The 21,313-nt window shown below is 51.8% G+C and carries 17 protein-coding genes and 2 pseudogenes; 8 read left to right on the plus strand and 11 right to left on the minus strand.

From position 1 onward, the window contains the following. The 3 genes from EK22_RS10135 to EK22_RS10145 form a co-directional block, all read right to left on the minus strand. The coding region (locus EK22_RS10135) for a helix-turn-helix domain-containing protein (RefSeq protein WP_161786418.1) at positions 1–319 on the minus strand (319 nt) is incomplete at its 3' end. A 447-nt stretch (positions 320–766) separates the two neighbouring features. After that, complete coding sequence (locus EK22_RS23635; RefSeq protein ID WP_081917839.1) at positions 767–1,261, minus strand: MerR family transcriptional regulator; 495 nt, start codon at positions 1,259–1,261, stop codon at positions 767–769. Positions 1,262–1,571: 310 nt separating this feature from the next. Continuing rightward, positions 1,572–2,429 carry a 3-methyl-2-oxobutanoate hydroxymethyltransferase gene (locus EK22_RS10145; protein ID WP_036250624.1) on the minus strand — a complete coding sequence of 286 codons (858 nt, stop codon included), beginning with the start codon at positions 2,427–2,429 and terminating at the stop codon, positions 1,572–1,574. 153 nt (positions 2,430–2,582) lie between these two features. Between EK22_RS10145 and EK22_RS10150 the strand changes: the two genes are divergently transcribed. The 3 genes from EK22_RS10150 to EK22_RS10160 are packed head-to-tail and all read left to right on the plus strand — an operon-like array spanning position 2,583 to position 4,989. After that, positions 2,583–3,542, plus strand: coding sequence for a methylenetetrahydrofolate reductase (locus EK22_RS10150; RefSeq protein WP_051961840.1), 960 nt, complete (start codon positions 2,583–2,585; stop codon positions 3,540–3,542). Between the two features lie 46 nt (positions 3,543–3,588). Then, positions 3,589–3,879 (plus strand): nitrate/nitrite transporter NrtS, encoded by a 291-nt coding sequence (gene nrtS, locus EK22_RS10155; RefSeq protein ID WP_152565070.1) that lies wholly within the window; start codon positions 3,589–3,591, stop codon positions 3,877–3,879. A gap of 39 nt (positions 3,880–3,918) precedes the next feature. After that, complete coding sequence (locus EK22_RS10160) at positions 3,919–4,989, plus strand: cobalamin-independent methionine synthase II family protein (protein WP_036250626.1); 1,071 nt, start codon at positions 3,919–3,921, stop codon at positions 4,987–4,989. An 82-nt stretch (positions 4,990–5,071) separates the two neighbouring features. On the opposite strand, the pseudogene EK22_RS10165 reads toward EK22_RS10160, so the two are convergent. Next, positions 5,072–5,934: pseudogene (locus EK22_RS10165) on the minus strand (IS5 family transposase). A 300-nt stretch (positions 5,935–6,234) separates the two neighbouring features. Beyond that, positions 6,235–7,032 (minus strand): class I SAM-dependent methyltransferase, encoded by a 798-nt coding sequence (locus tag EK22_RS10170; protein ID WP_036250629.1) that lies wholly within the window; start codon positions 7,030–7,032, stop codon positions 6,235–6,237. A gap of 615 nt (positions 7,033–7,647) precedes the next feature. Here EK22_RS10170 and EK22_RS10180 point away from each other — a divergent pair. The 4 genes and pseudogenes from EK22_RS10180 to EK22_RS10195 form a co-directional block, all read left to right on the plus strand. Further along, positions 7,648–8,244, plus strand: coding sequence for a hypothetical protein (locus EK22_RS10180; RefSeq protein WP_036250634.1), 597 nt, complete (start codon positions 7,648–7,650; stop codon positions 8,242–8,244). 380 nt (positions 8,245–8,624) lie between these two features. Next, positions 8,625–10,292 (plus strand): multiheme c-type cytochrome, encoded by a 1,668-nt coding sequence (locus tag EK22_RS10185; protein WP_036250636.1) that lies wholly within the window; start codon positions 8,625–8,627, stop codon positions 10,290–10,292. Further along, positions 10,292–11,287 (plus strand): hydroxylamine oxidation protein HaoB, encoded by a 996-nt coding sequence (gene haoB, locus EK22_RS10190; RefSeq protein WP_036250639.1) that lies wholly within the window; start codon positions 10,292–10,294, stop codon positions 11,285–11,287. Before EK22_RS10185 ends, haoB begins: the two co-directional genes overlap by 1 nt. A gap of 265 nt (positions 11,288–11,552) precedes the next feature. Then, positions 11,553–11,918: pseudogene (locus EK22_RS10195) on the plus strand (conjugal transfer protein TraM); the annotation flags it as partial. Positions 11,919–12,115: 197 nt separating this feature from the next. Here the strand turns inward: EK22_RS10195 and EK22_RS10200 are convergent. The 6 genes from EK22_RS10200 to EK22_RS10225 all read right to left on the minus strand — a co-directional run bounded on the left by EK22_RS10200 (position 12,116) and on the right by EK22_RS10225 (position 18,726). Further along, positions 12,116–12,562 (minus strand): hypothetical protein, encoded by a 447-nt coding sequence (locus EK22_RS10200; RefSeq protein ID WP_152565071.1) that lies wholly within the window; start codon positions 12,560–12,562, stop codon positions 12,116–12,118. Between the two features lie 53 nt (positions 12,563–12,615). Then, positions 12,616–14,901 carry an RHS repeat domain-containing protein gene (locus EK22_RS10205; protein WP_051961843.1) on the minus strand — a complete coding sequence of 762 codons (2,286 nt, stop codon included), beginning with the start codon at positions 14,899–14,901 and terminating at the stop codon, positions 12,616–12,618. A gap of 12 nt (positions 14,902–14,913) precedes the next feature. Continuing rightward, positions 14,914–15,411, minus strand: coding sequence for an RHS repeat protein (locus tag EK22_RS10210; protein ID WP_036250645.1), 498 nt, complete (start codon positions 15,409–15,411; stop codon positions 14,914–14,916). A gap of 135 nt (positions 15,412–15,546) precedes the next feature. Then, positions 15,547–17,235, minus strand: coding sequence for a DUF6531 domain-containing protein (locus EK22_RS10215; RefSeq protein WP_081917841.1), 1,689 nt, complete (start codon positions 17,233–17,235; stop codon positions 15,547–15,549). Positions 17,236–17,490: 255 nt separating this feature from the next. Beyond that, positions 17,491–18,072, minus strand: a complete 582-nt coding sequence (locus EK22_RS10220; protein ID WP_036250651.1) for a hypothetical protein — start codon at positions 18,070–18,072, stop codon at positions 17,491–17,493. A 150-nt stretch (positions 18,073–18,222) separates the two neighbouring features. After that, the gene (locus tag EK22_RS10225) at positions 18,223–18,726 is read right to left on the minus strand and encodes a hypothetical protein (RefSeq protein ID WP_036250653.1); all 504 of its coding nucleotides are present in this window, start codon (positions 18,724–18,726) and stop codon (positions 18,223–18,225) included. 949 nt (positions 18,727–19,675) lie between these two features. Here EK22_RS10225 and EK22_RS10230 point away from each other — a divergent pair. After that, complete coding sequence (locus tag EK22_RS10230; protein WP_036250655.1) at positions 19,676–21,268, plus strand: arylsulfatase; 1,593 nt, start codon at positions 19,676–19,678, stop codon at positions 21,266–21,268. Positions 21,269–21,313: the final 45 nt, after the last annotated feature.

The following is a 21,313-nucleotide window of genomic DNA, read 5'->3' on the forward strand; positions in this document are numbered from 1 at the left end:
GCTGTTGTTTCGCTCGCTCCAACGCGGCTTCTAATCCCTTTTCAACTAATCGCTGCCTAACTCTCTCTACCGTGCGCGTTGAAATGCCGAAGGCTTCACTGATCTGGCGATCTGTCCACTGACCTCCCAAGGGACTGACATCCGCTTTCAGGAGTATTTCCGCATGAAGCCTCTTGTAAGCCACCGCTTTTCCTCGCCGTACCAAGCCTTCCAAATCATTACGTTCTTCTTTACTTAGCCGGACTATATATTTCTTTGCTGCCAATTTCTCGGTTCCATTAACGGGGAAAGCAACAGATGTGGGGGCAATATCCGACATATCAAGTATGACTAAGTACTAGTTGCAAAACGCAATAAACCTGGGCATGAAATCCGGCAGGCCGTACAATGCATACAGTTCGGCCTCCGACAAAACTGTCAATCTCTCACTTTTGGCGATCATCGCGTATATTTTTGGATTGAGAATGTATTCCGATGAAATACGCCACCTATTCCGAATTGAAGACCGCTTACCGGTTTACTGATCACTTTATGATGATGTTAAGGAACGTGAATTTTATAACTCCCGCAACTGACTTGTCTTTCTGTCCCTCTTCGGCGTTGCGCAAACAGTTACATAGCTTGCTATGCGCCTGTTTGCGCGCCTTGAATAGGAACAGAAATCCTGCCTCAATTGCGGGTCTTATTTCATTCCCGTTCCTAAGAATCGTTATGGAGGTAAGATGCTTTACATTTTTGTGTAGCTAGCAAAGTAAGTTGTCCGTTTTTAAGATGCATCAGGATCCCAAATCAGGCGGGCAATATCGGTCAGATCAACATTCTTATCGACCGGACAATGAGGACAGTCCTTACGATTTGGGCGATTCGGACAATCACTGCATTGCCGGATCAGCATGTCGGCCCGCTCCAAATCCCGTTCCAGTTGTTCCAGATCTTCCAGCAGGCCGTGAATCCGGTGACGCAAGTCGTCCAGCAACGGTTGCATGGCTGCTGAGGCCGCTTTCCCCGAGCTGCATTCCTGGCGGGTGCACGCAAGCCGCTTTAGGAACTCCAGATCGATTCCGCACCGCCCCAGGCGTAGCGCGATAGCCATACGCTTCTTGTCTTTAGGGCCATAGAGACGCGTACCGCCTGGCGTACGGTCAGGAACAATGACGCCTAATTCTTCATACAAGCGTATGGTCCTAGGGGTTGTTCCTAGTTCATCAGCCAATTCACCGATTTTAAGGAAATCACGCTGTTCTTTCGGAGGTAGACGCATTACAAAATATGACCATTAGGAAAAATAAGAGTATCGAAAAGAGGTAGATTTAGTCGGGAAAATTTATGTTTTCTTAATAAAATTATTTCACAAAATATGCCCTATGAGTCAATATTTTCAATTAAATTCCTGTTCGGGCACAGGGGGACAAAACAGGGAGCAAACTTTGGAGCGCAACGCCATTTCAGCAATGCCTCGCTTTTTGAAGAGGCCGCAGATTTGGCCATGTTTACTTGGTATTTGACCAAACGATCACGTTCCAATTCTGCGGCACGGTGACTTGCTGACTGAATAGGGCTTGTATAGAAAACTAAGACTTGGCGACCAAATCCAGAAACTTTTCAAACTCGCCTTCCCGCATATGATGGGAATCTTCAGGATTCGGATACGAGCCTGAGCGGGCCGCTTCATAATACTTGCTGTAGGCATCTTTCATGTTTTGCCAGACATTTCCGAAGGGGTTACGCTTGGGCGGCGTAGGAAAAGCCGAGCAGCCGATAATATCGGAGGAAACGTGAAAAATGCCGTGCGCATAGGGGCCGGAACCCAGGCTTGCGACCGGCACCGGCAGATTTTCGTAACACCACTTGGCCAACTCTTCTGACGCGTGCTCCAGCAATACCGTGCTGATACCGGCATCAATGCAACTCTTGATGAGCTTGACAATGTCAGCGGCATCTTCCGCCGTGCGTCCCCTCGGTAAATAACTGCCTACCTGAGACCAACGTTCGCCTTGAACGCCGAAATGCCCGATGACCGGTATGCCCGCCCCGACGATAGCTTCAACCATTTTGACGGTTTTGTGATGAGGCTCGATATGCACCCCATCCGCACCGCGTCGTTGAATTTCCGAGGCATTGCGCACGGCATCGGCTTCGGATACGCAAGCGGTTGTATTAGGCATATTGCAACAAATAAAGGGGGTTGATGCGCCTCGCAGCACCGCCTCCAGAAAGTAGAGCTGTTCCTGAAAGTCCACAGTATTCATGCTCTTATGACCAAACAGCGCCATTGGGCCGGGACTACCCACGCATAAAAGATCCATGCCAAGTTCTTCCGCCATGATGGCGCTGGGCGTGTCATGGCATTCCATGCCGACAATCTTCTCGCCTCTTGCGATCTTATCGCCCAAGGTTTTGATGGTGACCTTTTTTCGTTGTGTGTTCATGTTAATGCTCCTCCGTTGTGTTGATATTGGAATCACGTCTTGGACGCGCTAACATAATATTACGTCAACGTTATATTATGAAATAAAAAAATAGTATATTATGGATATTTAAAAAACTAAAAACTTACATTAACGTAAAATAATGGTAGAGAAATGTTTATCCCTAACCTACAAAATCACGATGCGAACGACTTGGAAGCGCCCAACGACACTGAAGTAGCCACAAGGCTCAGATCGATACTTTCGGGGTTCAGCATCGAAATAACGACACGGGAAGCGTCAAAGATCGACGATTTTCGCCATTACCTGGGAGCAGGGACGGAGGTCTACATCGTGTCTACGCCAAACACGCAACCTGAAGAAGTTGTGGCCCTGGCAAAGCGCTTAAGAGACGAAGATATGGTGCCAGTCCCGCATATCGCGGCACGTGCGATAGCCAGTGAAGATAAATTGAATCGTTGGTTAGAAAATTTAAATCGGCAAGCAGAGATCAGGGCGGCGCTGGTGATTGCCGGGGGAAATTATGATCCGCCGTTGGGACCTTACAGTTCCTCTATGAGTATGGTTAAGAATGGAATTTTGGAACGCCATGGGATCTTCGATCTGCGCTTTGCCGGTCATCCGGAAGGACACCCGATAGTCGGCAGTACCGATCTCATGAATGCATTACTGGAAAAACAGGAGTACGGAGAGAGCAGGCAACTGTCTGTGTCTTTGGTTACCCAGTTTTTCTTCGACTTTGCGCCGGTAGCCGAATGGGCTCAACAGCTGAGTCGATCAGGCATCCGCCTTCCGATCAAGGTTGGCTTGCACGGTATATCGACCCTATCCGGTTTGATCAAGCAAGCCCGCTTCTGCGGGATCGGTGCATCCATAGACACGCTGGCAAGACATCCGGCCAAAATGCTCAGACTTGCCGCCGTAGCCGCTCCTGACAGCCTTGTTCTATCCATGGTTAAGCATTCTATGACTGCAGAACAAACCCATTTTTCCGGTTGCCATCTTTTTTCTTTGGGCAACTTCGAAAAAACCGCGCGATGGGCTTCGGCTATTGCCGGCGGCAACTTTGAGCTTGACGGCAAAGGAACCATAAAACTTCACGCAGACCTATGATCAGGCAATACAGGCGTGTTTAATTTTTTCAGAGGGCATATTGGCTGTGACTATCTCCAGAAATCAATGGTCGAATTGGCTGAATCTTCACCGGTTAAGCCGGCAAAATGGCACTTATGGCCGCTCATTCCGCGTCGCAATGATTGTAGGGACCGTCCAAAACCTGATCAACCAACCGGATGCCATGGTAAGTCTGGTTTTTCTCGATTTTCATAGCATCCAACGAACCCATGTGGTAAAGGCAGTATTGACTTACATAGTCCCATTTCTGGTGGCGACTTATGGCGCAATTACGGCGCTTCGCTTGCAATCGGAACAAGACAATTCGTCCTTGTAAACCATCTTCCATTAACAATAACACTAAAAGGTAAAACATATGTCAATTCCTACCGAATCCATAGGCAGCATACCCCGTCCACCTCAATTGTTAGATGCACTCCGTGAATTTCGGGAGGGACGGCTTTCGCGCGAGCACCTGGACATCTATTACGACGCAGCATTACGGGACACTATCGAGCGTTTCGAGCAGACCGGATCGCCTGTAGTTTCCGATGGCGAACAGACCAAACCCAGTTTTGCCACGTATCCGTTGCACGGTCTAAGCAATATTGCTCATGATGGTATGGTAATAACTTTCGCCGATGGCCATACGCGGCAATTGCCAAAGCTTACCTCCGGACCATTCCGTTACGGCGTTCATGCAGGCGATTACGTCCGTGCCGCCAAACGCTACACAAAGTTGCCGGTAAAACAGGCTGTCATTTCGGCTTCGGCGCTTAGCCTCCTCTACCCGCAAGAGGGCTTGGCCGGCTACTCGCGGGAGGCTTTCATAGATGACTTAATCAAGGAAACCGTGGCGGATATTCGCAGTTGTCTGACTCAGGGCGCACACCATGTTCAGATTGATTTCACCGAAGGCCGTTTGTCGGTCAAGATCGACCCGTCCAAGCAGTTGCTCCGGCAATTTATCGATTTGAACAATCGGGTGTTGGAGCATTTCACTTTAGAAGAACGCCGGTTGATCGGCGTACATACTTGTCCAGGCGGCGACCACGACTCTACCCATAGCGCCGACGTTGATTATGCCGATCTTTTGCCCGATCTGTTTCAGCTCAAGGCCGGTCATTTTTACATGCAATTGGCCAGTGAAAAGAACCTGGATCGGGTATTGGCAGTTGTCCGAGACAATATTCGCCCCAATCAGAGGGTGTATGTCGGCGTTATTGACGTGCTTAATCCGGAGGTGGAAGAGCCGGAACTGGTGCGTGATCGTATTTTGCAAGCCGCCGAATACATCCCGATAAATCAACTTGGCAGTACCGATGACTGCGGATTTTCCCCTTTTGAAGATGACCGATCTACGGGGCGAGATACAGCGTTTGCGAAAATCGAAGCAAGAGTCATCGGCACGAAACTGGCCGCATCGGCGCTCAAATTCGGATCGTAATGATAATGGCGAATCCGTCGAAAAAACGATTCAGGCTAACATCGGGTACAGCCGACATACAAGTAAAAATAGGACTTAGAGCTTATCCGTAAATAATATTGGGTTGGTTTTGTCGTTTAATTTTACGAAAAACAATTACAGAAGCGGCCAGCATCAATAGCCCCAGATAACTCCGCTCCATTTTCTCATAGCAGACCAGTATTTTCCGGAACCGATTAAACCAGGAGTGGCAGACTTCTACCACCCAACGTTTCGGCTTAAAATCGGGGTTCCTGGCTTTTTCTTCGACCTCTTCACCTCGGGGGCGAATATGGGGTACATAGTTTCTATCCAGCACCTCTTGTCTTGCCTGTTCACCGACATAGCCCGCATCCAGGCAAAGATGTGTTGCCTACTTTCTTCGACTTCTGGACGCTCTATGACAAGGGCGTCCAAAGTGGCTGCCAGTAGCTTGACATCATGCTTATTGGCACCGCTAAGGACAATAGATAATGACACGCCTTTCTGATCCGTCAGGAAACTGCGCTTGCTACCTTTTTTTCCCCGATCCGTCGGGTCTCTGCCCATAGACTCCAATGCCAAAGGCGCCTTGACCATCGCCCCATCCAAATTTTGCCATTCCCAGGCTATGCCTTCCATTTCATCGTATTCCCGCAGACTGATTTGCCATAACTGCTCAAATAAACCGGCGGCTTCCCAGTCCAGAAAATACTGATGAACCGAACTGCTGCTCCCGAATTCGCTTTTCGGCAGGGCCTTCCACTGGCAACCGGTTCGTAACACATACATGATCCCTTCAAAGACTTGCCTCGGGGGTAGCGGTTTTCTTCCGCCCCCGACTTGGCGTTGGTAAGTTTTGTTGGGATCTCACTGTGGTTGAGGTATCAACGGCTCTACACGTGCCCAAAAATCATCGGAAACTTTCCAGCTAGCTAATCTGTTCAAATTATGACGGTACTTAAAGCGTTAAAATCCGCAATTCTTCCATATGCAAAGTCTTTTTATAAACTTATTTACGGATAAGCTCTAAGTAATGGGCATGAAATAAATCAGGAAATTGTAGGTGCTATGCCCTATGGGTACTTGTGCCCTTCAGGGTATTCGCACCTACACCGGAAATCCATCCGCGCACTTGAGGAAGTTATTTTATGCGCGTTCCTAACAGATCATCCTGCATTGAGTCCCCTCTGCGCCTTGGTTATACAAAGATCAATTCCGATGACTATTTATCGCCTGAGAGCCGATTCAAATACAAATATCGAATAGCCATGCACCAGGGGTTTTCATGAACAGTTTCAACAGCAGCATCGGCGCTTTTACCGATCCGTATTCCACAGCCTTAGCGACGATGGAATGCTTTTGAGTGACCTGATAGCCGCAGCGGCAGAATAACTCGGCGGGATTAGGCAAGGTAAACCTGAAATCGGCGCCCAATCTGCCCAGTTTTTGCTGCAAGGTGAGGCTGTATTTGTTGAAAAACTTTTCCGTCACGAGGTCGCAGATCAGTTTATGCGCCGGAAACAGCCGATGTAAGGTTTGCAGGGTTTGCCTGACGGCATCCTCGTGCAGATAGATAAAAACACCTTCTATGACGACGATGACGGGCTCATCGGTGGAAAACGCCTGCAGTCTCGCTTCCAGCGATTCGGTTTCAAAATCGATCGCGATGCGTTGCAGCCGATTCTTGCATGCTTCAACCGGCAGTCGCTCGTTTTTATAGGCGATGATTTGCGGCTCATCCAGTTCGAGCCATACACCGCCGTCTAGCCGATAGGCACGGCTGTCAAAGCCGGCGCCGATCAGCACAATCCTCAAATCGGGATTATCAACCAGCGCCTGCCGTATGCAGTCGTCGATAATCCGATGCCGCGCCACATTGCCGGCGTTGGGATTGGTTTCCTCCTGGAAATCGGAAAAAATCCTCATCCCGGCCTCATTCATAAAAACTTTGGCATACGTGTCTTGGCAAACCGGGTTCGCCGTTTCGGCATCTTGCATGCGAACGCCGCAGCAATAAAAAGCGGTATTGGATATCGGTTTCATAACGTCCTTTTTGAGATAGAGAGAAAATGCCTGGTCGATTTTTGCTGATCCACAGCCAGCGGCATACTTGTGGACAGTACGCCGGGTAGCGGGTGCCAAAGCACTTGCGCGGCAAGGGACGTTATAAGACCAGGGACATAAAACGCCCCGACTGCCTGAAAAAACAACGGCAGCCGTTGCCGCTCAGCACCCGCGCTAGATTAAAGTTTAAGCACTTTCTGAATCGGGATCAATCCGGCATTCGCCCTTGGAAATATTCGCTAAATCCGCCCATCGGGCGCTTTTCGCGCAATATTGCGTGAAATCACCCGGTTTTGGTGCGTGAAATACCATAGTTTAAGTGCCACGCTCCGGGCGAATACCGCGGCGGCGCTGGTTTTTCGCAGGCAAAACTAACAATACAATGCAGGCTGCATGCCAATTGTAGAGACATTTTGCCGCGCGTCATCATGTCGCATTTTCAACGGGTTGCAGGATTAATACACTAACCGCGACTCTTGTATGCGCTCTTTATTGAGAATCAGAGTTACTCTATCCTTCCTCTCAAATGCGGACGAAATGTCCGCATTCTTTTTCGGCTCAATTTGAGTCCGGGCTGAATTATTAAGGAGTGTTATGACTTTTTCCGATAATCCGAATTTTCTATTTCCTAAAGACCTTGATCTGGAGAACAAGCTGTTTTTGCCCACATCGAGACTCTTTTCGCAATTGAACCTGCAATTGCAGGCGCTCTATCAGGATATCCGCACGGCCTTGATCGATTTCCATGCGTCGATGGCGTCATCGGCCAGACAATTGTACGACCAGCCGGGTCCGACTCTGGCGGCCTGGTATGATCAGGCGGCCAGGCGCTCCGATGAACTTTACACACGGATGAACGAAGAGCTGTTGCCGCAAGCCGAGGCCTCCTATCAACAGCTTGTGGCCAATGTGAACGATGCGGGACGGGAAACTCAGCTTTATCTGCAGAATTTCATGGAAAATCCCGAGGCGGTTGCGGCGGAAGCCATCGCGCCTGTCATGGCATATCTCGATGCGGCGACCAAAGCCACCGAACAGGCCTTGCTAAACAGTTTTTATGCCCTGAGCGACCTGTTCAACCTGTTCATGGAGCAGCCTACCGAAACCCTGGAGTCCACGTATTATTACCTGATGTCGGAACTGCTGGACCTTTATTCTCAGACCGTCTATTCATTACTGATGCAAATATAGCGGCCTCCATGTTCAGCCTCGCGTATTTTTAGCGCAAACCCCGCGAAGTTCACGATCCCAACCAAGCGTCAGACCTTACGCCGACTGCGGGGGCGACTGCCGGCAGCAGGCGCTTGACGTGAAGTCGTCCCCCGCAGGTAATAAAACCGCCTCCCCTTGCCGGACTTTATCCCTTCCCCTGCCGGCGTGAAAAGACCAATGAGCCAAATCGAGGCTTAAACTTCGAGTTATTGATCATGCGCAATCAATGCAATTAAACAGATTGCAACCGATGAAAGCCGCTAGTCCCCCTTACAATATTTGTTTTATTATGGATCGTATTGCGCTAGACTTTAGTTTCGAATCGATACAATAATTAAAAACGGCCATAGGGGTGTAGTATGAAACATAAGACGCTTAGCTTGCTGAGCCTGTTGCTATTCAGCTTGATAGGGTTCAGCTGTATCGGGTTTGCCAGCACGGAAACGCCCGATTTTAAACAACTCAAGAAAAACTATTATGACGCGCACCCGGGCAAGGGGTCGCACGCCGATTACTGGGAACCGATTCCCATCCAGAAGTACTGGAACCCCAAGGATTTTTACAAGCCGCCCACAACCATTAAGGGCGAATTCGGCCGCAACGACTGTGTCAGTTGTCATGAAGCCGCCACGCCGGGCGCTTTTCATGCCTGGAAAAACAGTGTCCACAGCGACCTGGCCGCGATTCGAAACCTGTCGGACAGCGATGTGCGCGCCTATAAGAAAGAAAAACTGGTGCAAGTCGAAGCCAACCTGGTCAAACTGGGCTTGCTTGAAAAAGGCCAGCAACTCGATCAGGTCGGCTGTATCGATTGTCACGGCGGCGTCGGCAAGGAAACCATCAACCACGCCGAAAATCTGGTAATGCCTGACCGTGCCACCTGCGGCTCGTGCCATTTGAATGAATTCGCCGAAGCGGAATCGGAAAGAGACCAGGAATGGCCGCAAAACCAATGGGGCAAAGGCCATCCTTCCCATGCGGTCGACTGGGAAGCGAACGTCGAAAACACCGTCTGGGCGGCCATGCCCCAGCGGGAAGTGGCGCAAGGCTGCGATATGTGTCATTACCAGCAAAACAAATGCGACGGCTGCCATACCCGCCACAGTTTCTCCGTCGCCGAGGCCCGGCAGCCGGAAGCCTGCTCCACCTGTCACAATGGCGCGGACCACAACGAGTTTGAAAACTTCATGATGTCCAAGCACGGCACCCAGTACCAGACGCAGGGAAAAGCCAAATGGAACTTCGAAGTCCCGCTGAAAGACGCCATCACCAAGGGCGGCTACACGGCGCCAACCTGTCAGGTCTGCCACTTCGAGTACAAGGGCGAATACTCCCACAATCTGGTGCGCAAAGTCCGTTGGGCATTCAACCCGACGCCGGCCATCGCCGACAACCTTGGCCATCCCTGGTTTGAAGACCGCAAAAAGGCCTGGATCGACACCTGCAGCCTGTGCCATTCGGCTAGCTTCGCCAAGGCTTACCTGGACGCTGCCGACAAAGGCACTATTCAAGCTCTGGACGTGGAACAGGAAGCCAAGAAAGTGGTCACCAAACTTTATGATGACGGCCTCTTGGTCGGCCAGAAAACCAACCGCCCCAACCCGCCGGCCCCGGAAAAAGACGCACCGGGCGGTTTCTTCCAGTTGTTCTGGGCCAAGGGCAACAACCCCAGCCATGTGGAACGCATCCATGCCGATATGTGGGAACATGACCTGATCAAGCACTATAAAGGTATTTTCCACGCCAATCCCGGCGGTTTCACCTACACCGAAGGCTGGTCGGAACTGCTGAAGGACTATACCGAAATCATGGACGAAGACACGCGCCTGCGCGAAGCGGCAGGTCAAACGACTGCAGCAGCCTCGCCCGCCTCAGCCAGCAAAAAAGACGAAGGCGGCAACAGCCTGCTTATCAGCGGCGTAGTGCTGATCTTGTTCGGTCTGGGCGTAGCTTATATGGTTCTGAAGCCCGGCCGGATTAATAAACCGGAGGATAAGGCCGACGAACAGGACAGTGAACAGGCGTGATGTCACGGAAAATAAGGAACGGGCTACTGCTGTCTCTCAGTGTCGTGCTGCTTGCAATGGGCAGCGCGATACTGTACCGGCAACTGGCATCTCCGACGGATGGCGGAAGCGGCGGCGACCAGCTCAGCGTCCGCCATGCGCCGGAAGCGCCAGCCGATGTGCAAGGCCATTTCCCTGCACAGTCGATCGAGCGCTATACCTTCAGCCAGGACGGCAAGAACCTGTTCAGCTTGCTGCTTGCCCGGTATCAGGACGATGAAGGCCGCCAGCAGGGCGCGGTGCTGTTCCCGAAGGACGCGCAGGCGATTGCTTCCAGCCCGACCGGGTTGCGGCACGATATCTGGCAGTCCGCTGCCGACATCATTGCCCGCAAGGCGCCGCGGGATGCCCTGTTCCTGAGCTGGTGGGACGACGGCCAGCGCATTCATTACCTGAGCGGCAAGGAGGCCTGGCTGCGCGAGCCGTCCGACCAGACCTTTGCCCATAATCCGGTGTGGAAAGCATTGCAGGACAGGTTGCCCGCGGCCTCGGACGGGGGGCGCACGCGCCTGGCGCAAATGGCGCGCTGGCTGACCATGGACAGCGACAAAGCCCTGGCCGAGATCGGCGCGCATTTTGGCGCGTCGCGGCCCGTCTATCTGCTGGTCAACAATGATCTGCTGCTGTATCTGGCCGAGTTCACCGCTTACGGCGGCACGCCCTTATCGCTGAACTCAAAAAATATCCCGTCGGGCAACGACCTGCACGGAGACATCAGACAGGTCAAGCGTTGGGCTTATGAAACCGGCGGGGGCAATTATCTGGCGCAGAAAGAAGGCAGTTATTACCGTGTCTGGTCCACGCCCGATGCGCAAGCCAAAAATACCTTGCTGGTCAGGCTGCTGCCGTTCGTCGATTCGCTGAAGCAGTTGCCGGAAGGTGTCAGTCTGGTCTACCAGAGCCATTGGGGCGGGTTTTTGTCCGTGTATAAAATCGATACCCCGCCAGCACGTTAAAATGCAAAACCCGGGCGGAGCTGACCGCTTTCAAGCATTTCGTGACGGCGCGGTTGAGAGTTTAAAACTGTCGCCTTAGCGAAATCGTTTTGCTTGGGAACGTGAATAAAATAACTTCCTCAAGTGTGCGGATGAATTTCTGGTGTAGGTGCGGATTTATTTATGCCCTATGGGTACTTGTGAATTCGCACCTACAATTCCCTGATTTATTCCATGCCCATTACTAAGGCAAATCCACACTACGTCTCATCCGCCATACAGCCATGATCCGATTTTGATTCTGCAAACGATCAATGAACGGTTGATGCAGGACAGCGCGGCCGCTCAGCAAGAAATTCTGGATCGCTTCAAGGAAGAGATGGAAGCCATCGCCCATCGCTGGGGCGATGACGCCAAAAACAAGGCTGAAAGGACGCTCAACGCAGCTCTGACAGCCAGCCGTGAAGCAATGATGACAACCATGCATGACTGTGCAATAGCGGCGCCAGAGTCGTTGCGCTGCGAAGTGGAATCAACTACAACCCGGCTCGCTTCCTCGATCCGTGAATCGCGGCGTGTCGCTACCATGAACTTGATAGCTGCCAGCATGACGATTTTTGCAGCAGGACTTGTTCTTTGGGTCTTGGGGTAAGGTGACCATGAATCCACAAATTATCGTAGATAATCCGGTAAATGGCACCGCCTTTGATCATATAGTCAGATAGCAGCAAACCGCCATTTCAAGCAGGCCAGTAATATTGCGGAGCATTGCGGTTCTAAGACTCCGTTTGTGGTGGATTGCCAAGGCAAATCCATCATACGATTCATCCGCCATATGGCCATTACAAGTTATGGGTTAAGCCAATTTTTAAGCCATTGATTATTTTCTAAATGTGGGGCAATAGAATAGGTAATATTCAAAAAGCTTTCTAGAAATTCAGACAACATATTTTTTAATTCCAAAGCATTTATTGTTTCATTGCTTGGATCAGGTTGCCAATTGGTCTGGCTAATGCAAGTTAATTTGTAGAAATCGCCATTCGGCTCTAATAAAAGCCTTCTCTCAATACCTTGTTCATAGAACTCAATTTCAGTTGAATTGCCAAGGGAAATTTGTTTTATTACGTTCGGCAATTGTTCTAAAAATACAGGCAAATCTGCATAGACTGTAACCGGCCAATATTCTTGACCGAACCCTGAAATTAAAAATTTGCACTTGTTTTCAATAAAATTACATATATCATTTAATATCGAACGAACATCGTCTAGCTCTGGGCTGTAAGATTTCGCTAGCATACGTTCATTCTTATTTAAATTATTCAGCGTTAGTTCTAGTAACATTTCTTATATTAGGGGATTGGATAAGCTGTACGTATTCCATCGGGTCCAGGAACTATAGTGGCTCGCGTTGCATTTACAATCGAACCATCCGGCATAACAACTTGCCCTAGCCCTTCCGGTATTTGGACAGATGCAGGGCCATCAACTCCAGTTTTAGTATCATTTAAAAACTCGGCTGCTTTTTCATTATCTTTCCATTGCCCTTGTGGATTACCTGTTCCTCTTGCTCTGTCAGCGAGTCTATCTGTGTTTTTTGCACCTGCCCCATGTGTATTAAAAGTATGTCCAAATTGCTTTACACTTTTCCAATTTACAGACTTGACGACTTTAGTAATTCCAGCCGTTATAGCCGCAATACCTTTAATTTGTGGTAGTGGGCAATTCTCCAAAAAATCTTCTGCTGCATTACCAGGCAAGTAATCAGCTTCCGATTCTGGTACACACTTGCCGCGCTGCCCTTTAGATTTCCAGGCTTGACCTTCAGGACATAACCCATCCGGATCGATTAAATTAAGCGGGTTATTCGCAACATAAATGTAAGTATTCAACCCACCCGCCAGCCCAATGGGGTCGCTCTGGCTATACCGCCCGGTCCGCGGATCATAATCGCGAAAGACATTGTAATGCAATCCGGTCTCGGCATCATAATACTGCCCCGGAAAGCGCAGATTGAACACAAACGTGCCCAGGCCAGAGGGGTTCTGATCCGGCAGGCTGGCGCCGAACGCTTCCGATTCCCAGGCCCAGACTACTTTGTTGTCGCCGGGCCGGCTGATCTGCCGCGGCGTGCCCAGCGTATCAGCATGGATATAGTAAACGTCAACGGTAGCGCTGACTGGCACGGTCGGTTTCAACACCGCTACCGGCAAGTCGCCCAGCCAGACGATCTCCTGGAGCAGCTGGCCCGAGGCGTTGTATTCGCCGGCCAGATGGCTCTGTTCGTCATAAAAGTAGCGCGTGAAGGGGCCGCCGATGACATTCTTTTTGACCCGCTGGCCGAGCGCATTATAGCCGTAGCTGATGACCCCGATGACGCTGGTGCGCCGCCCTTCCGGGTTATAGCTGTAACTGTGAGTGCCATCGCTGACCAGCAGGCCCATCTTGTCGTAGCTGTAACTGACGGCCTGGGCACCGCTCTGGCTTTGCAGCCGGTTGTTGCTAGCGCTGATGTTGTAGTTGTAAGTTGTGGCGTTGTCCAGGATTTTGCTGGTGCGGTTGCCGTTCAGATCGTAGCTGTAGTCGATGCGGCTCTGGGCCGGTTCGCCCCGCTCGCTGCCGGTCAGGCGGTCCAGCCCGTCATAGTCGTGCTGCTGGTTCAGGCCGGGATTGCTGTCATCGGTCATTTGGATGAGCCGTCCGGCCGCATCGTAACCATAGTGGCGGCTGTTAGGCAGCTGGGCGGCATTGAATCCCAGGCTGGCGAGCACAGGGCGCCCGACCAGGTCGTAGAAGCGCTCGTGCTGCTGGCCATTGCCCCAGGTCCAGCCGTTAATCTGACCATCCGGTTCGTACCCGATCTGGCTGATCAGCGTCTGGCCGTTGACCGTGATCGCGTCGATCTTGCCGTTCAGCCAGACGTAGCCGATGGTCTGGCCGCTCGGCGTGACCGTCTGTTCCCATTGGCCCTGTGTATTGTAGCTGTAGCTGGCAGTCAGCGTATTCATGCTGACCGATTGAGTCTTGCTGGTAATGCGGCCATGACTGTCGTAGCTGTAGCTGACAGTGTCGTAGTTGTTGGCCAGGCTGCACAGCCGGCCGATGCCGTTGAGGCAGTTGTCCCAGCTGTAGGTGACGGTCTGGGAGTCATAAACAGCCTGGGTGATGCGGTTGAGGCTGTCGTAACTGTAGACGGCGGTCTTGTTGCGGGCATTGGTGCGGGTTTTGACGTTGCCGGCGGCGTCATAGGTAAAACTGGTGGTGCCGGTATCGGGGCTGATCTGGCTGGTCAGATTACCGAGGCTGTCGACCTGATATTGGGTAGTGAGATTGCGCGGATCGGTGACGCTGGTGAGCTGGCCCAAGCTGTCATAGCCGATATCGATCTGTCCCTGGGTGCTACCGACGACGGTCGGATGCGGCTCCAGCTGGCGCACCGGCTGATCCAGGGGGTCATGCTGGTACTGGCGGATGCGTCCGAGCGGATCGGTGGACTTGATCAGGTTGCCGTTGGGATCGTATTCATACGTATTGACCGCCGGCGCCGCGTTCGCGGCGCTGATGAACTGCACCGGCAGCGGTAGGCTGGTCAGGATCGAGGCCAGTGTTAAAAAGAAAATTCTTGCCGTTAAGTTCATTAGGGAAACTCCTTATTCCGGTAATACCAGGTTTTGCAGACGCGACAAGGCGTCGTAGACACGGCTTTGGCTGCGGGCCAGCTGGCCTGTGGGATCGCGCACGTCCTCCTGGAGCCGGTTGCCCAGGGCATCGAGGGTATAAGTGACAGTATTGCCCAGTTGGTCCTGAATGCCGGTCAGGCGGTGGGCGTCATCATAGCTGTAAGCCAGATAGGCGCCATCGGGACCGGTGATACGCGTGAGCAGCCCGGCCGGATCATAACTGTAAGTGGTCGTTTCATCGCCGACCGTCAGGGAGGTGAGGCGCTGGCGGGCGTCGTAAACCAGGGTCGTGACCAGACCGTTCGGATCGGTCAGTTCTTCCGGCTGACCGTGGGCATTGTAGCGGCCGATCTGCGTGACATAGCCCAGGGCATCGGTGATTTGTTTGAGCTGGCCGCGGCAGCCGAAGTGGCCGCCCGCACAGGCGGCATCGTCCGGGTAATAGTCATAGGTCGTGACATCGGACACATCCGTGCGCGGGCCGTCTTCGACTTTGCTCAGCAGGTTGCCGGCGGCCGCATAGGTATAGGTGGTCGCCCAGCTGCGCGTCTGCAGGCTATTCAGGTCCTTGAGGCTTTTCAGTGTGACCTGGCCTTTGTCGTCTTAGTTGTAGCGGGTCTCCAGGCCCGGTTCGGTGAGCTTGACCGGCAGGCGGAAAGTCGGATGCCAGTCGATACTGGTTTTACGTTCGCTGCTATTGGCCGCAGGCGTGTAAGCCGCCAGATCGGCCGGACAGCTTGAACCGGGCGCCAGGCCTTCGACCCAGACGGTTTCCAGGTTGCGGCTGGTGTCGTAGGCGTAGCAGCTGAGATTGCCGTTGAAATCGGTGCGGCTGGCGACATTGCCGTTGGCGTCATAGGTCAGTGTCGAAGCCGAGGCATTGCAGCCGGAACCGCCGGGCTGGTCGCTGCCGGTGGGCTTGACCACGCCCAGAACGGTGGTGAAGTGGGTGGTGCGCACCGAGCCTAAAGGATCGGTGATGCTGGTATGGCTGCCATCCGCACTGTAAGACAGGAGGTATTTGTCGATGCCGCCGGTGGCATGTTCGGATGAAATAGCACGACCCAGGTTATCATAGTGCCAAGTGGCAAAGCGGGCATTATTTTCATCGGTAATCCCCGTCAGGGCGCTAGGGAACAGTATTTCCTCATAGTGATAGGTTTTTCGTGGATTATCGGTGAGATCAAGAGGGGTCGTGTCAGCGTAGATAACCTGGGATAAATTGCCATTCGCCAGATAGGCGTAATGAATCTCGGTGGCATCGGGGAGTACGATATGATCCAGGTTAGCGTTTGCAGCGGCGGAAACATAGAAAAACCCTAAAGTCTTGCCAAAGGTATCGATGACCTGGGTGAGCCTGCCTAGCGCATCGTAGCTTAGCGTTTGTCCCAAGCCATTACGGAGCTGGATGGAGATCAGCTTGCCTGAGCTATTATAGGTTTCAATAGTGTCGTCATCTTGAATAAGACGCCATTGACCGTTTGCAAGTGACGCCAGCTTCAGGCTAATGTCAGCATCAGGGATCCAGACGCCGTTTTGCAAAAGGAATTGATAAGCCGCCCCCGATGCACGCTCAGCGCTTATTTTGGTTGGGGTTATATCCAGCCGGTCGGAGAACGAACTGCGCCAGAACTTGCCGACCGCACTCGTCTCTGTCGCCTTGCTGTTGTAATGACGTTGAAATACCAAAGGATAAATGCCGGCGCCTTGGTAATCTGTTTCCAGTTGAACTTTATTGCTGGTTCCACCATTGATTGGGTTTGTGCCATTGCACGTGGCTGGAGAAGGGCCTTGGTTTTTCTTGGTTGCTGCAGGAGTGGGATCATAAAAGATCACCCGCGTATCAGAAGCACTGCATCCTGCTACGCTACCGGTCACCACTAAGGTATTGGCCCCGGGTTGTAATGTGACTGAAGCTGCACCTGAGCCCAAAAAATTGATCAAAGTCGTGAAAGTTCCGCTTTGACTAAAAAAGACAGTTCCGTTTACTGTTGCCGTTACTTGCCCCACATCATTAGGGTTTGCAGTTCCAGAGCCTGTGCCGGTCACTGTAATAGTGGGGGTTAAAAATGTCGCTCCTGCATCTGGTGAGGTAAAACTCAGGGAGCATGATTGGGCTGGCAAAGTGAAGGTGTACAGAAGAAAAATGGTAATAATGCCAAGTACATTAGCATGAGTAAAAATCTTGGAATTGCTTGCTTTTGAACTTAGCTTGCCTGTTTTCCTGACTTTTTGCCCATGCTTGAGGTCATCGCTCCAATTACTTTTCCGCGCGTTGTTTAAGCCAAACATATTTTAACTATCCTTAAGTTTTAAAAATCGTGCGTTGTGATGGCAATAGATTATTAATCAGCGCATCAACCCTAACAATCCATAAGATATCAACAGGATTCAATCCTATTAGGCATCATCCGTTAAGGCGGCCATGCCTTTCAGTCCGGCGACTATGCTCATGAGGCGCTAAGGCATTAAGACATTAAGCGCCAAAACCCTAACGTTCAAAATACTGCTCCAAAGCATAGTGGCTTTTGGGCTGTTGTCCTGGGTCTATCCTGTGAGGCTTAAATAAACGGCAACCTTTTGTTGTTTTTTGTGACTCAACCGATGTTTTACGGCAAATTCGACGAGAACGCGGGGTATTTTTGGTCTGAGATTTTTCAGTTTCGTAAAGAAAGAGAACGACAAGAGAACAGGGCAGGTCTTGCAAGCCAGTAATATCGCGGAACATGACGGTTTTGGCTCCGTTTGTTGGTGGATTGCTAAGGCGAATCCACCATACGATTCATCCATCATACGGTCATAGGCCATGCCGCCCTTCCCATCCGGTTGATCAATGCTGTTGCACGGTTGTTTGGATTTTTTGACATCGCAGGTGGTTGTGCGGCTTGAATCGCTGCTGGCCGTATAACCTTGGCCATAGACGCTCTCGGCTTGGGCAATGGGTGCCGGTTGCCAATCAACCCCTAACTTGATGCCGCTTTCCGGCACTAAAAAATAGCCACTGGCTTGGGCGTTGATCGCATCGGCGGTAAACCAGAGATCTTGCCCGAATGTCGGGTCTTGGATATGGTAAAGCTCGCCTTGCTTTTCGACGATGGCGGCGTAATGGTTAACGTTCCAATGGACCACGGCCGGTACCGGAATACTTTACCCGGCAGCACGGTAGACCGTCCGATAATGCATTTTTGCTTGTTCGGCCAATTGGCCCAATTCAATCAAATTAACGCCATTGACACCCGAGCGGTAAGCATCGAGCACTTGAAGCCCTTCGGCATCGGGTTATTGCCATTTGAGGAGGGAGTAAAGCGCTTTGGGACCGCACAAATAGGTGATGCCCGGATTGTTGCGCATCATCCACAGTCCTTCTTCAGCCCCGGCGACGGCGGCTGTGGCCGGACCGGTAAACGAGCGGCCTTTCACGGAGGCTAATAAGCTTTCCACCCGGTTCGCATGGCCCAACCGGGCATGCATGCGGATTAATTCGCCGAAAGCCCGGTCGGCTAAGGCTTTCGCTTCTGCTTCTGCTTCCTTGTGGTCTTTGCTGAGTGTCCACGCCTTTTCGAAGGCGTCGAAGGTTTGGCTAAAGTAGCCGTTGCGGTAATAGTCCAAACCTAAATTCAATTGAATGGAGGCTTCCCAAGGCGTATTACGGTTGAGCGTCTGATATTGGGACAAGCGTTCCAAGTCAGTATCCGAAGCCTGCGTTTCCGGTTTTACCAGGGGGATCAAATCTGCTGCCGCTGCATTGAGATAAATTAACGGCTCGTCAAATCCGGGAACCACGACGGGTTGAACAGCGGAAACGGCGCGAGGGATTGACTCTCGTCGCGCTTGGTGTTCAGGCCGCTAAATAGAGCCAAAAAAACAAAACGAACAAACCTTGACAGAAATGGTGAACTTTCATGAAATGCTTCCTTACTTCAATGGTGACAGGGCATTACCCGATCTTGGCCCTGAGTCGAGCCGGGGAACTTGAACCAGTTCCGAAGCTCATCCACCAAACTCCATTCCGGTTCGTTCAACGTCGCGCCGTTCCGATGCTGGTACTGTACATGACGAATGGGGGCAACTTATATCATATGCTAGTACTCAGTCAACCTTGTTCTGACGAGTAAAATTTGCAGAGCATTCATAGCGTGCGAATAGTGCGAATGAATTCGCACCTACAATTTACCCGCCATAATTAAATTGACTGAGTACTAGTACTCAGTCAGCCTTGTTCTGACGAGTAAAATTTGCAGCGTATTCATGGCGTGCGAATAGTGCGAATACCCTGAAGGGCATAAATAAATTCGCACCTAAAATTTAACCGCCATAATTAAATTGACTGACTACTAGTCCGCTGCCTTATGATCGATCATGGCCTCTCTGCTTTATTCTAAACATTGACACCGCGCCGCTTCCGTCGTTCCGATGCGATGAATTCCAGTTTGACGGGACTCGCGCCATTGGGATAAAGCTATAGTGACCAGATAAGGATTCGGCAAAAATAACCTCCGATATCCCTTCAGGTTAAGCCCCTTTCCGGCCAATGGCCGTCCCCGCGGCAGGCTTCGGAATAAAAAGAGTCAAGCTATGGCAGTTTGTCCCGCCCCCGGTTTCGACCCAATCGCGCAAATTGAACAACGCGCGATTCTAACTATCAAAATGAGGCGATAACCCAGGGCCTTTCGAAGTTATTTTTTAAACATTGCGTTGTTCATTTGCACCACCTTGAAACAAGGAGAAAAAAATGACTTGCATCAAACCTGCCCCGCTTGGGATCATCCTGATAATCAGCCTGATATTTACCCATGGATCCGCGGCGGCCCAGACTACCGCGCAGTCGCCCGAAAAGAAGCCGAACATCGTTATCATCTGGGGCGACGACATCGGCCAGTCCAACATCAGCACTTATTCAAAGGGGTTAATGGGCTATCGGACTCCCAACATCGACCGGATAGCCAACGAAGGTGTCACTTTCACCGACTATTATGGCGAGCAGAGCTGCACGGCAGGACGTTCCGCTTTCATCACCGGACAGAGCGTATTCCGTACCGGCTTGAGCAAAGTGGGCATGCCGGGCGCCGATTCGGGCCTGCGCAAGGAAGATCCGACCATCGCCGAGTTATTAAAAGCCCAAGGCTATGTCACTGGCCAGTTTGGCAAGAACCACCTGGGCGACAAGGACGAGTTTCTGCCCACCGCTCATGGCTTCGATGAATTCTACGGCAACCTCTACCATCTCAACGCCGAGGAGGAACCGGAATTGCCGGACTACCCGAAAGAAGCCGACTTTCCGGAATTCCGCAAGAAATTCGGCCCGCGCGGCGTGATTCATAGCTTCGCCAATCCCGACGGTACTCAGAAGATAGAAGATACGGGTCCACTCACCAAAAAGCGCATGGAAACCATCGACGACGATATTGCCGCACGCGCCGCCGAGTTTATCGACAAGCACGCCAAAGCCGGCAAGCCCCTATTCGTCTGGGTCAACTTCACCCACATGCATTTCCGCACTCACACGAAACCCGAGAGCCTGGGCAAGGCCGGGCGCTGGCAGAGTCCGTATCATGACACCATGATCGACCACGATAAAAACGTGGGCACCGTACTGGCCAAGCTCGATGAACTGGGCATCGCCGATAACACCATCGTCATGTACAGCACCGATAACGGCCCGCACATGAACACTTGGCCGGATGGCGCCATGACGCCTTTCCGCAGCGAGAAAAACACCAACTGGGAAGGTGCCTACCGCGTGCCGGCCATGGTGCGCTGGCCGGGCCACATCAATCCCGGCACGATCTCCAACGACATCATTTCCCACCTGGACTGGGCGCCCACCCTGTTGGCCGCAGCCGGGGCGCCCGACGTCAAGGACAAGCTTCTCAAGGGCTACAAGGCCGGCAGGAAAAACTTCAAAGTCCACCTGGACGGTTATAACCAACTGCCGCGTCTGACAGGCCAGGAACAAAAAAGTCCCCGCCAGGAGTTCTTTTACTTCTCCGACGACGGCGACCTGACGGCGTTGCGCTACGATAACTGGAAGCTAGTGTTCGCCCAGCAGCGGGAAGCGGGCACGCTGGCGGTATGGGGCGAACCCTTCGTCAAAACGAGGATTCCATGGCTGTACAACCTGCGCACGGATCCTTACGAAAAGGCGCCCATCACCTCCAACACCTACTGGGATTGGTATCTTGACCATGCCTTCCTGATGTTGCCGGCCCAGAGCAGCGTCGGCAAATTTCTGGCCACGTTCAAAGACTATCCGCCCCGCCAGAAAGCGGCCAGCTTCACTATCGACCAGGTCATGGAGCAACTGAAGACGCCGATTAACAGGTGACATCCGTTTGACAGGTTAATCGCGGCCGCCGAAAAAAACCGGCTG

The sequence above is a fragment of the Methylobacter sp. BBA5.1 genome (genome assembly GCF_000746145.1).
GTDB lineage: Bacteria > Pseudomonadota > Gammaproteobacteria > Methylococcales > Methylomonadaceae > Methylobacter > Methylobacter marinus.

Excerpts from the sequence above, each read along its gene's own strand:
- EK22_RS10180 (WP_036250634.1), top strand. The coding sequence starts at position 7,648 with ATGACTTTTTCCGATAATCCGAATTTTCTATTTCCTAAAGACCTTGAT.
- EK22_RS10215 (WP_081917841.1), bottom strand. The coding sequence starts at position 17,235 with ATGTTTGGCTTAAACAACGCGCGGAAAAGTAATTGGAGCGATGACCTC.
- EK22_RS10205 (WP_051961843.1), bottom strand. The coding sequence starts at position 14,901 with ATGAACTTAACGGCAAGAATTTTCTTTTTAACACTGGCCTCGATCCTG.
- EK22_RS10160 (WP_036250626.1), top strand. The coding sequence starts at position 3,919 with ATGTCAATTCCTACCGAATCCATAGGCAGCATACCCCGTCCACCTCAA.
- EK22_RS10145 (WP_036250624.1), bottom strand. The coding sequence starts at position 2,429 with ATGAACACACAACGAAAAAAGGTCACCATCAAAACCTTGGGCGATAAG.
- EK22_RS10170 (WP_036250629.1), bottom strand. The coding sequence starts at position 7,032 with ATGAAACCGATATCCAATACCGCTTTTTATTGCTGCGGCGTTCGCATG.
- haoB (WP_036250639.1), top strand. The coding sequence starts at position 10,292 with ATGTCACGGAAAATAAGGAACGGGCTACTGCTGTCTCTCAGTGTCGTG.
- EK22_RS23635 (WP_081917839.1), bottom strand. The coding sequence starts at position 1,261 with ATGCGTCTACCTCCGAAAGAACAGCGTGATTTCCTTAAAATCGGTGAA.
- EK22_RS10150 (WP_051961840.1), top strand. The coding sequence starts at position 2,583 with ATGTTTATCCCTAACCTACAAAATCACGATGCGAACGACTTGGAAGCG.
- EK22_RS10230 (WP_036250655.1), top strand. The coding sequence starts at position 19,676 with ATGACTTGCATCAAACCTGCCCCGCTTGGGATCATCCTGATAATCAGC.
- EK22_RS10185 (WP_036250636.1), top strand. The coding sequence starts at position 8,625 with ATGAAACATAAGACGCTTAGCTTGCTGAGCCTGTTGCTATTCAGCTTG.
- EK22_RS10200 (WP_152565071.1), bottom strand. The coding sequence starts at position 12,562 with ATGCTAGCGAAATCTTACAGCCCAGAGCTAGACGATGTTCGTTCGATA.